The 10,697-nt window shown below is 61.0% G+C and carries 9 protein-coding genes; 3 read left to right on the top strand and 6 right to left on the bottom strand.

Features of this window, described 5'->3' with window-relative positions:
- Positions 1-22 precede the first annotated feature (22 nt).
- Entirely contained in the window at positions 23-469 is a 447-nt protein-coding gene (locus AX760_RS14255) for a hypothetical protein (protein ID WP_071833587.1), read from the bottom strand.
- A 269-nt stretch (positions 470-738) separates the two neighbouring features.
- Here AX760_RS14255 and AX760_RS14260 point away from each other — a divergent pair, with 269 nt between their 5' ends.
- Both AX760_RS14260 and ilvC read left to right on the top strand, forming a co-directional pair.
- Positions 739-1,389: a TetR/AcrR family transcriptional regulator gene (locus tag AX760_RS14260; protein ID WP_083531193.1), complete on the top strand. Its 651-nt coding sequence runs from the start codon at positions 739-741 to the stop codon at positions 1,387-1,389.
- Positions 1,390-1,436: 47 nt separating this feature from the next.
- Positions 1,437-2,456, top strand: coding sequence for a ketol-acid reductoisomerase (ilvC, locus tag AX760_RS14265; protein WP_071833589.1), 1,020 nt, complete (start codon positions 1,437-1,439; stop codon positions 2,454-2,456).
- Positions 2,457-2,798: 342 nt separating this feature from the next.
- On the opposite strand, the gene AX760_RS14270 is transcribed toward ilvC, so the two are convergent.
- Complete coding sequence (locus AX760_RS14270) at positions 2,799-3,008, bottom strand: hypothetical protein (protein WP_139276171.1); 210 nt, start codon at positions 3,006-3,008, stop codon at positions 2,799-2,801.
- Positions 3,009-3,310: 302 nt separating this feature from the next.
- Here AX760_RS14270 and AX760_RS14275 point away from each other — a divergent pair, with 302 nt between their 5' ends.
- Positions 3,311-4,540, top strand: a complete 1,230-nt coding sequence (locus tag AX760_RS14275; RefSeq protein ID WP_071833591.1) for an aminotransferase-like domain-containing protein — start codon at positions 3,311-3,313, stop codon at positions 4,538-4,540.
- A 110-nt stretch (positions 4,541-4,650) separates the two neighbouring features.
- On the opposite strand, the gene AX760_RS14280 is transcribed toward AX760_RS14275, so the two are convergent.
- From AX760_RS14280 to AX760_RS14295, 4 genes are all read right to left on the bottom strand, one after another.
- Complete coding sequence (locus AX760_RS14280; protein ID WP_245295026.1) at positions 4,651-6,324, bottom strand: M20/M25/M40 family metallo-hydrolase; 1,674 nt, start codon at positions 6,322-6,324, stop codon at positions 4,651-4,653.
- Positions 6,325-6,446: 122 nt separating this feature from the next.
- The gene (locus AX760_RS14285) at positions 6,447-7,499 is read right to left on the bottom strand and encodes an aldo/keto reductase (protein ID WP_071833592.1); all 1,053 of its coding nucleotides are present in this window, start codon (positions 7,497-7,499) and stop codon (positions 6,447-6,449) included.
- 98 nt (positions 7,500-7,597) lie between these two features.
- The gene (locus AX760_RS14290; RefSeq protein WP_071833593.1) at positions 7,598-9,499 is read right to left on the bottom strand and encodes a CASTOR/POLLUX-related putative ion channel; all 1,902 of its coding nucleotides are present in this window, start codon (positions 9,497-9,499) and stop codon (positions 7,598-7,600) included.
- A gap of 358 nt (positions 9,500-9,857) precedes the next feature.
- Positions 9,858-10,697, bottom strand: an 840-nt coding sequence (locus AX760_RS14295) for a flagellin (protein ID WP_071833594.1), incomplete at its 5' end; no start/stop codon positions are given.

Below are 10,697 nucleotides of genomic sequence, written 5' to 3' on the forward strand. Positions count from 1 at the left end.
CCCGCTGGTCTGGAGTTATCTCTCAATTGTTGATGCTGATGATCGCCCAGTGAGTCTTCGAGCAATCGTCAGTGTCGCATATGCCGGCCATCCAAAGCGCGCCGTTGGCGAAGCCGACGCCGTCGCTGTTGACGATCAGGTCGCCAAAGCGCTGTTCGGACACGGCGGTCTGGGTCTCCTGCATGACGAGCGTGTCGTAATTGTCGAGCAAGTCCTTGGCCGCCAGGATGTCATAGGTCTCGCCATTGGCGTTGACGGTCAGCGGATAGTTTCCAAGGTCCGAGATCGTCACCGGGTCGCCGAATTTCATCGCTTCCGTCACCAGCTTGAAGGCCTCGTCGAACCCCGGCGCGTCGCCATGCAACTGTTCGATGCGGGCAGAGACCTCTTCGGATGACTGCGCAAAGGCGGGTGCTGTGGATAGCGCCATGGTGGCAGACAGAAGAACAATTGCGGCACGCCTGAGCATGAAACCTCCCCGGAGAAACGAACCTGCTCTCTATAGCCGAAGGAGCGCGTCCTCGTCATCGGGCAAATGCGCGGTTGCTGCGGAAAGAGCGACACATTTTCGGGTGGATGCGGCCCGCGAAGCGATCGTCCTGCCGTTCGCGTGAGGAAGGCACTTTTGGACGCATGGCATAGGAATTTGCCTGATTTTTCTGCAGCTGCATCTTGACCCTGCAGAATCTTTACGCCATAAGCAGAACCGTACCGTACGGTACTTAAGTGGAGTTTGAAATTTTGCTTGCCAGTCACCTCTCCCAGCCGGAGTTTTCGCCGCGCCAGAACGCCGTTCTGGACAGCGCGCTGCGCCTGCTGGTCGATGGTGGCGAAAAGGCGCTGACGACGGCGGGCGTGGCGCGGGCCGCCAATTGCTCGAAAGAGAGCCTCTACAAATGGTTTGGCGATCGTGACGGCATTCTGTCGGCAATGATCGGTTTTCAGGCCAGCAAAGTACGCACCTTCGATGAAGGCTCGGAACGGCTGACAAACGAGAGCCTGCGGGCCCATCTGGTGGTGTTTGCGCGTGATCTGCTGGATGTTCTGGCCGGTGACGTCTCGCTGGCGCTCAACCGTCTGGCAATCGGGCAAGCGAGCCGCGACGGCTCGAAGCTCGGGCAGATGCTGCAGGAGCACGGTCGCCGCCAGATCGGCAAACGGGCCGGTGCCCTGTTGGACGCCGGACGCCGCGTCCGGTTGCTGCAGTTTGACGATGGCGAGGAGGCTTATGGCACGCTCTACGGGCTGGTCGTCTCCGATCTGCACCTGCGCATGCTGCTCGGCGAAGACATGAGCCGGGCAAAACAAAGTTTCAGCTTAAGGGCGGAGCGGGCAGTGGATGCCTTTCTTCTGCTCTGCGGCTCGAAGAAAGACACGGTCAAGCCTTGAGGGGCTGCCGGAAATCAAACGGACCAAACAACGGGAAGGAAATTACAATGCGCGTCTATTACGATCGTGATGCCGATCTGAACCTCATCAAGTCGAAGAACGTGGTCATCGTCGGCTACGGCTCCCAGGGCCGCGCCCATGCGCTGAACCTGAAGGATTCTGGTGCTTCCAACGTGGTCATCGCGCTGAAGGCCGGTTCCGCGACGATCAAGAAGGCCGAAGCCGATGGCTTCAAGGTCATGACCGTTGCCGAAGCCGCCAAGTGGGGCGACCTGCTGATGATGGCGACCCCGGACGAACTCCAGGCCGACATCTACAAGGGCGAGATCGCACCGCACATCCGTGACGGCGCCGCCATCGCTTTTGCGCACGGCCTCAACGTGCATTTCGGCCTGATCGAGCCGAAGGAGACGCTCGACGTCGTCATGATCGCACCGAAGGGTCCCGGCCACACGGTTCGCGGCGAATATCAGAAGGGCGGCGGCGTTCCCTGCCTCGTGGCCGTTGACAAGAATGCGTCGGGCAACGCGCTCGATCTCGCACTGTCCTATGCCTGCGGCGTCGGCGGTGGCCGTTCCGGCATCATCGAGACGAATTTCAAGGAAGAGTGCGAAACCGACCTCTTCGGCGAACAGGTCGTTCTCTGCGGCGGTCTGGTCGAACTGATCCGCGCCGGTTTCGAGACGCTGGTCGAAGGCGGTTATGCGCCCGAGATGGCCTATTTCGAGTGCCTGCACGAGGTCAAGCTGATCGTCGACCTGATTTATGAAGGCGGCATCGCCAACATGAACTACTCGATCTCGAACACGGCCGAGTGGGGCGAATACGTCACCGGTCCGCGCATCATCACGTCCGAAACCAAGGCTGAAATGAAGCGCGTCCTGCACGACATCCAGACCGGCAAGTTCACCTCCGACTGGATGCAGGAATACCGTTCGGGCGCCGCTCGCTTCAAGGGCATCCGCCGCATGAACGACAATCACCAGATCGAGGAAGTCGGCGCCAAGCTGCGCGGCATGATGCCCTGGATCGCCAAGAACCAGCTGGTCGACAAGGCCAAGAACTGATTTCTTGCTGCAAAGCAACATCATATTGTTGCGTGTGCGAAATACTGGGGGCCGGGGAGAAATCTCCGGCTTTTTCTTGTTTTACCGATTTCTATTCCGAAAAAATTGAAGAACGGGTGTTTTTGGGGTATCCTCTGCTTCAGGAGGATATTGCTATGGACACGATCTTCTATCACTTCGCCGTCTTTGACCTCGTCATTCTCGGCGTGATCGCGCTGCTGGTCGCCTGCAGTTTCTACGGAAAAGGCGAAGCATAGGCTGCTGCGGCTCCAGGTCGCACGAATACGGCCCACTCTTGAAGGAAGAGCGGGCCGTCGAAAAGACTCGGAAAAACCTGCCGCGTTACTCTGCCGCGACAGTGTCTGTTGCAAGCCTGTCGCTGTTTGCTGGAAGCAAGAGGTCGCCCTTTGCGCCCTTGTCGCCCACCACACTGGCGGTGGTGATGGACGCATCCACGTCCGTCTGGGCGGTCACGTTCTTCATGTAGGAGCACTCAGCGAAGGCCGGTGCCGTCATGGCCAGGGTCGCAGCAATTACCAAAATCGTCTTCATCGTTTCAGTCTCCTTGTTGCAGAAGAACAATAACGCCGCGCGGCAGTATTCCCAAATCACAAAAAACTTCAGACGACACCGCACCGGCGGGATGGTTGTCTCTCGACAGATCGAGGCATCGTGTTTCGTGCCGGGAGGTGAATTGGGGTGGGCTTTTCGACCGGCCCCTGACCCTACGGACGAGGCGGCCTTTGCCGCATCAAAAAACGATATTTTGCTGCAAAAATAGGTCAGTATTGTTGACTAAATTCCGTGCTCGTGGTCTTGTTGCGGTATAAAATCAAAAACCGAGGAAACATTTCATGCTGGATTGGGAAAGCATATTCGCGACGCGTTCGAGCCGGATGAAGGCGTCGGAGATCCGCGAACTGTTGAAACTTCTGGATCGCCCGGACATCATCTCCTTTGCCGGTGGTATTCCAGATCCGGCGCTGTTCCCCGCCGAAGAATTCAAGGCCGCCTATGCCGGCATCTTCGGCGGCCCGACGGTCAGTGCAGCGCTGCAATATTCGGTCAGCGAGGGTTATCTGCCGCTGCGCCAGTGGCTGGTCGGCCAGATGGCGGAGATCGGCATTGCCTGCGAAGCCGAAAACATCCTGATCACCTCGGGGTCGCAGCAGGCGCTCGATTATCTCGGCAAGCTTTTCCTGTCGCCGAACGATACGGCGCTGGTCACCTGGCCGACCTATCTCGGCGCGCTGCAGGCCTTCAATGCCTATGAGCCGACCTATGACCAGCTGACCACGGCGGGGAACCGCACCCCGGCCTCCTATCGCCAGGCGGCGACCGATGCGGGCGGGCGGGTGAAATTCGCCTATCTGTCGGCGGATTTTTCCAATCCGACCGGCGAGACCGTCGGCCTCGAGGATCGCAACAGGCTCATCGATCTCGCGGACGAACTCGACATCGCGATCATCGAGGATGGGGCCTATCAGTCGTTGCGCTATGATGGCCAGCCGGTGCCGCCGATCCTGTCGCTCGAGATCGCCCGCAAGGGCAGCATCGACGAAACCCGCACGATCTATTGCGGCAGTTTTTCGAAAACGCTGGCTCCGGGCCTGCGTGTCGGCTTCGTCGTCGGTGCGACACCGGTTATCCGCAAGCTGGTGCTGATGAAGCAGGCAGCCGACCTGCATTCCTCGACCATCAACCAGATGGCGATTTGCGATGTCGCGGAAAAAGGCTTCGACGCGCAGGTTTCGAAGATTGCCTCGGTCTACAGCCAGCGGCGCGACAGCATGCTGACGGCGCTTTCCACGCATATGCCTGATGGTACGACCTGGACCAAGCCGGAGGGCGGCATGTTCGTCTGGGTGACGCTGCCGACCGGCATGGACGGCACGGCGCTTCTGGCCAAGTCGCTGGAGACGGCAAAGGTCGCCTTCGTGCCCGGCCGTGCCTTCTTCGCCGACGGCTCCGGCGCCAACACGCTGCGGCTCAGCTTCTCCTGCGCCAACGACGCCATGATCGAAGAGGGCATCTCGCGGCTCGGCCGCCTGGTGCGCAGCGAGATGGTGGCGCTTGCGGCCTGATGGCGTGTCGCGCAAAACGTGTCAGCAGTTTGCGCGACAAGGACATGCCAGAATCTCGGGCCAGAATCTCGGGCCTGAAAGCGCGACAAGCGAAGAGATCGCGTCGCGCGTCAGGCTGTCCCGTCGGCGAGGCAGCGGGTTGCCGCTTCGAAAATGAAGTCCGGCAGGATGTCGAAGGCGTAAGTTGTGTGTAGCCGCTCCCACTTCTGGTGATAGTCGCGGCCCCACGGGCCGATATTGACCACCGGATAGGAGAGAAGCCCGTCCGGGGCTTCGTCGACAAATGCGCGCACCGGCGTGTTTAGCGCCAGCAGCGCGACGTCTCCAACCTCTGGCCGGTGGCCGAAAAAGCTCATGTCGGAAATGCCGGCAAAGAACTGCTTCGTGCGGATCGTCGTTCTGTGCCGCTCTTCAATGCTCTGTGCCGCTGACAGGATGTTGCGCTCCAGGGCTCGTCCGGCTTCGCCCAGGCTGTCGATATGCACCATCGGATAATGCAGGCTGCTAAACCCGATAATGACGGCGGGGCCTTCAAGGCCGGCTTCGGTGACAAGCGCTGCCACGAGACTGCGTGTGGTGGCGAGCGGATCGTCGCTGTTCGACAGGTCGGCCTCGAGCGATGCAATCCGGTCGAGTGCATCCTGTCCACCTTGCGACCGCGCCAGGGTCCACAGTTCGTCAAAGGACAGGATGCGGCCGGCATAGGATAAAGTCCGAGGATTGCCCTGATGCTCAAAGAAGCGCTCGCCGTGTGCACTCTGGCGCGCGAGGGCGGTTTCCATGGCCGTTTCGACGATCGTCTTGAAATCGGCGAGCAGTTCACCCGGCGTGCGCCGGTGCGTCAGCCAGTTGAAGGACATCCAGACATGGGCGGGTGTCGTCACTTCATAGCCATGGCGGACATCCCGGGATTCGAGGCAGACGGGCGCCGGTGAAACCTCGCCATGGGCCTCGTCGCAGAGCGCGCTGTTGGTCTCGATCGCCCGCATGATCTCGGAGGCGATCAGATGGGCGCTGACGCCGTTGAAGGCATAGCCGGCATGGGTGGGACGCCCGACCACGAAGGCAAAGGGCGAGAATTTTCCAACGGAGCCGAGATAGATGGCGCGGCCTTCGGACCCGTCGCCGTCGTCGCTGGTGGCATCGAGATTGATGCCGCCAACGATCTCCAGGTCCCATTTTCGGGCGATTTCGGGCAGGGCGTCGCGCAGGCTGCGCATGCCGCGCGAGCGGTTTTCCTCGTCCGGCGTCGCCACCAGAAGGATATTGCCGATCGGTTCGTCCAGGCTTGCGAACCGCTCCAGCGCCGCGATGCCGGCAGCCACACCGCTTTTCATGTCGAGCAGACCGCGCCCGGCGAGAAAATCACCGCTTTCGAGATCGGCGAGGGCGCTTGCCTCGACGCCGTTGCAGGCTCGGCCCGAGAGTTCCCGGATCAAGGCTTCAGTCAGGCGCGCGGGATCACAGGCAAGCGGTGAAAGCGTGCCGTAATTGGCGATCGAGACCGTATCGAAATGGCCTGCCAGCACGATGCAGCGCCGACCCTTGCCGCGGGCGAGGGCAAGCACGTTCTGGCGCGCCGGTGTGCCGTGGCTGTCGATGACAAGCAATTGTTCGGGGCGAGTCTTGAAATAATCCGTCGCGGCAAGCAGGTCGAAAAGTCGGCCGGAAAACGCAGCCTCGCCATCGCTGCCGGTCACACTCGGCCAGCGCGTCATGTCGCAGGCAAGGTCCGCCGTGCGACTTTGTGTCGAGAGCGTATCGGGATTGGCGATAGGGGGCATGGAGAGGCCTTTTGAATAGGTGCGGCAGCGGTGGAGCCGCGGATGAAAACCATCCCCGGCCGCTCCGTCAAGCACAAAAGGACTTGCCCGGACTGGTCGTCAAGTGCAGCCTTGAGGCTTGTCTATTGGATGTGTGGTTGCAACAGCGAGAGGTCGGCCTCGCCAAGCCGGTCGCTGGCCGTGCGCAACTGGTGCCAGTAGGGATAGAGGATCGGCGGAGCGCTGACCGTGTCGAGCCGGCTGCGCTCTTCGGCGCTCAGCGTAAGCTCGGCTGCACCAAGGTTGTCCTTGAACTGCGCTTCCGTCCTTCCACCGATGATGACCGATGTCACCGCCTTGCGGCCGATCAGCCAGGCGAGTGCCACCTGCGCTGCCGACACGCCACGCTCGTTTGCGATCGCCACAAGCGTATCGACAATGGTCCAGAGGCGATCCTCGTCGCGAATAGGCGGTTCGTCCCAGCCGGCAAGCTGCCGGGAGCCTTCGGCCATCTTGTCGCGCCGGTGTTTGCCGGAGAGAAGGCCGCCTGCCAGGGGGCTCCAGACGAGCACGCCGAGACCCTGGTCGATCGAAACCGGCAGCAGTTCGTATTCGGCCTCGCGGGCTTCCAGCGTATAGTGGATCTGCTGGCTGACAAAGCGCTGGCGGTGATCGGCGGCACTGATGCCGAGCGCCTTCATGATGTGCCAGCCGGAAAAATTCGAGCAGCCGATATAGCGCACCTTGCCATGGCGCACGAGCATGTCGAGCGCCTCCATCGTCTCCTCGAGCGGCGTCAGCCCGTCCCATTCGTGCAATTGGTAGAGGTCGATGACATCCGTCTTCAGTCGTTTCAGGCTGGCTTCGCAGGCCCGGATCAGATGATGGCGGGAGGAGCCGGCATCGTTCGGGCCGTCGCCCATCGGGAAGCGTGCCTTGGTGGCGATCAGGACGCCGTTCTTGCGCACCCCGCCGGTCATCTCGCCGACAATTTCCTCGGAGACGCCGTTCGAATAGACGTCGGCGGTATCGATCAGGTTGACGCCGGCATCGAGGCACAGGTCCATCAGCCGGCTTGCCTCGGTGACACCAAGATCGCCGACGGTTTTCGCCCATCCCTTGCCGCCCATGGTCATCGTGCCCATGGTCAGCGTCGAGACTTTGAGGCCGGAGCGGCCAAGCAGGCGATAGTCCATGATCGTCTCCCGAAAGAATTTGCGTCAGGTCAAGGTAGTGTCGCTGCGACAAAAGAGAAGCGGTCGCTATTGCTTTGTCCCGTCCTTGCCGTCGACGGTCAATCCCGGGCGAGCACGATCAGCCTGTCATCGCTGCTATAAAGCACCTTTTCCGATTTCGACGGATTGACGACGACGCCGCCGAGATTGCGCGGGTCGGCATCCTCGAGCCGCTTGCGCCGGTATCCGATCGCGACTTCGCCCCGCTTCAGGGCGGCCAGGCAGATCGTGTAGAAGGAAATCGGCTGGTCGATGGTGATATAGTCGCTGACCGGGCGCATGTAGATTTCCGAACCGTCTTCGTCCAGCAATTCGTCGAAGATCGCCGCCATGTGGGCGTTTTCCGAGGCCTGCGCCAGCATCAGACTGACCAGCTTGTTGCTGACGACAAAATCGTCGGCGCGAGTGACTTCGGCAAGCTCGCGGTTACGCACATCGGTCATTTCGCTGACGACGCTGATGTGGCGACCGGCCGATTCGGCAATCTTGCGCAGTTGCAGCAGCGTCACCAGCGTGCGGGTATCGGCCGGCTGGGCTGCCATGTGGTCGCTGTATCCGAGCACCAGGACATGGTCGTAGCCGGGAATGTCGAGCGCGTCGAGCGACGCCCGGTGGCTGGTGTCGATGATGCGGTAATCGACGGCCATGTTGCCGTTGGCAACCTTCAGGGCTGCGATGTCGTCCTTCAGCTGCGGCGTGTCGGCCGCGATCGTCAGCAGCGAGCCGGCTGCCACATAGCGAGACAGTTCGAAAGTGATCATCGGGCCGCGCCGGTTCCAGCCGAGGATCAACGTGCGCTCCGGCGTGGGGTCGCGGTGCGGGACCGGAAGGATCGCATCCTTTTCGATGCGGATATCGACGCTGCCGGCTCTGATGGCCGCATCGTCTTCGGCGATGATGATGGCCTTTTCGCCGGCCGCGAAGATGCGGCCCGGGGCTGGGTTGAGCTGGACGAGGCCCTCTTCGTTGCAGACGCCGATGAGCGTCGAGTTTTCGTAGGCCATCACCGCGGCGGCGAAGGACTTGCCGACGATGTCGGGCTGATCGATCGTGTAGATCTCGCAGCCGTCGAAATCGAGCAGTTCGGAATAGACGGCACTCAGGCCTGACTGGCGGCTCGAATGCACGACGATACGGGCAATCAGATCGTCTGCGAGGATCAGCTGCAGTTCCTTGCCGCCGACGATGCGGGCAACATCGGCATTGCTGCCATCGCGGATTTCGGCAGCGATCTGGTAGGGCTTCTGCCGCCGGTTCGGGGCGTTGACGAGGGCCAGGACGCTCTTGATGACCTGGGAATCGGCATCGTCGCCTTCCGGCGACAGCACGATCACCGAACGGGAAGTTTGCGGGTTGACGATGTTGAGGTCGTAGAGATCGGTCGGGTCGCCGCTGCGGCAGATGATCCGGGTGTTGCGCAGGTCGTCGACTTTGCCGGCGATCTCATCCTCCATCTCCACCTTGTCCTTGGCCGCCATGATGACGATGCGTGGATGCTTTCGGCTGGTATTGGCAATGACGAGCTCGGAAATGACGTCGAAGATCGAGGGCGACCAGTTGAGGATGATCGTATGGTCGCTTTCGAGAACCTGCGAGCGGCCCTTGCGCAACTCGTCGAGCTTGCTTTCCAGGCCGGAACTCAGAACGCCGATCAGGGCGGAAAAAACAAAGATGCCGGCGACGGTGACGAACAGCGACACGCCGCGAAAACCCCAGCCGACATCGCCGCCCATGGCGCCGGCGTCCATGGTCCGCATCAGCGATTCCCAGGCACCCTCGATGAAGCTGACCGGTTGGCCGCCTTCCGGTGCGATCTGCGTCAGGGCAAGGAACAGGCCGGCAGCGACAATGACGATCAGCGACACCACGGCGAGCCAGCCGATCAGCGCGATGGGCCCCGCCGCCATGCTCTTGTCGAACTCATAGCGCAGGCGTGCGCGCCAATGCGTTGTCTTATTCATTATTTCCCCCGACCTGCGGTCCCTGCTGCTTCCTGCATCCCGTCGCAGATATTGTCGGTGGTATCAACAGATTTGGTCGGCTTTGCGCGGTTTCGCCCTTTAATGGCTCGGGCCGGGCATGTCCGCCTGAGCACAGGGGCGCACCGGAAACTAATGCCGGCAAAGGCTTGGCGAAGAGGGCGACCAGCCTCTGATTGCCAAAAAACGTTTGCCGGACGCGCTGTGGAGCAAAACGTCGTGCACGACAAAGGCGGATGTTCGCAGGAACAATAAAACCGCACCTCTTTCGAGATGCGGTTTTCTGGTGGTCGCGGACAGGGTCTGGGGGAATGGCCCGCCCGCGCCGTTTCTGGTCCGATTAACGGAAGAGCGACAGGATGTTCTGCGAGTCCGAGTTGGCGATCGACAGGGCCTGGATGCCGAGCTGCTGCTGTGTCTGCAGAGCCTTGAGGCGGGTCGATTCCTCGTTCATGTCGGCGTCGACGAGACGACCGACACCCTTGTCGATAACGTCCATCAGGTCGGCCATAAAGTCGTCCTGCATCGAGATGCGCTTGTTGGTCGCACCGAGCGTTGCAGCCGAATCCGTCATTGCCGTCAGCATGGCGTCAACCGCGCTGATCATGCCATCGATGTTTTCCGAGCTGGTCGACGAGGTCAGTTCGATGACCGAACCGGTAGCAGCTGTCGTCGAGGAAACGTTCACCAGGAAGTAGGTGGCGTTTGCCGTTGTCGTGCCGGAAGGCTGGACAACTTCGACGCCCTTGGTGAGTGCACCCTTGCCTGCGTCGCTTGTGTCCATCAGGACAGAGGTTGCAGCATCGAATTCGAGGATGCCGACCGAAACCGCGCCGGACGCGGAACGGGTGAACGAGCCAACCATTTCCTTGGTGCCGATCGCCGTCGTCGAATCGTTGTAGAGCCAGTTTTCACCCGAGAACGAAGCCGATTCAGCAGTCGAAACCAGCTGGTTCTTGAGTTCGGTGAGTTCCTTGTCGATCTTGGTCTTGTCGACGCCCGGTTCGCGCGCAGCAACCAGCTTGGCCTTGATTTCGGAAACCACGTCGATGGCGGCGTTCAGACCGGTATAGGCTGTGTCGGTCTTGGCAGCGCCAAGGCCGAGGGCATCCTGAACCGTCGAAAGTGCCTTGTTGTCCGAACGCATGGTGGTCGCGATCGACCAGTAGGCGGCGTTGTC

Origin of the sequence: Pararhizobium antarcticum, assembly GCF_001885585.1 — a bacterium.
Taxonomy (GTDB): domain Bacteria; phylum Pseudomonadota; class Alphaproteobacteria; order Rhizobiales; family Rhizobiaceae; genus Pararhizobium; species Pararhizobium antarcticum.

Excerpts from the sequence above, each read along its gene's own strand:
- AX760_RS14255 (WP_071833587.1), bottom strand. The coding sequence starts at position 469 with ATGCTCAGGCGTGCCGCAATTGTTCTTCTGTCTGCCACCATGGCGCTA.
- AX760_RS14280 (WP_245295026.1), bottom strand. The coding sequence starts at position 6,324 with ATGCCCCCTATCGCCAATCCCGATACGCTCTCGACACAAAGTCGCACG.
- ilvC (WP_071833589.1), top strand. The coding sequence starts at position 1,437 with ATGCGCGTCTATTACGATCGTGATGCCGATCTGAACCTCATCAAGTCG.
- AX760_RS14270 (WP_139276171.1), bottom strand. The coding sequence starts at position 3,008 with ATGAAGACGATTTTGGTAATTGCTGCGACCCTGGCCATGACGGCACCG.
- AX760_RS14290 (WP_071833593.1), bottom strand. The coding sequence starts at position 9,499 with ATGAATAAGACAACGCATTGGCGCGCACGCCTGCGCTATGAGTTCGAC.
- AX760_RS14285 (WP_071833592.1), bottom strand. The coding sequence starts at position 7,499 with ATGGACTATCGCCTGCTTGGCCGCTCCGGCCTCAAAGTCTCGACGCTG.
- AX760_RS14275 (WP_071833591.1), top strand. The coding sequence starts at position 3,311 with ATGCTGGATTGGGAAAGCATATTCGCGACGCGTTCGAGCCGGATGAAG.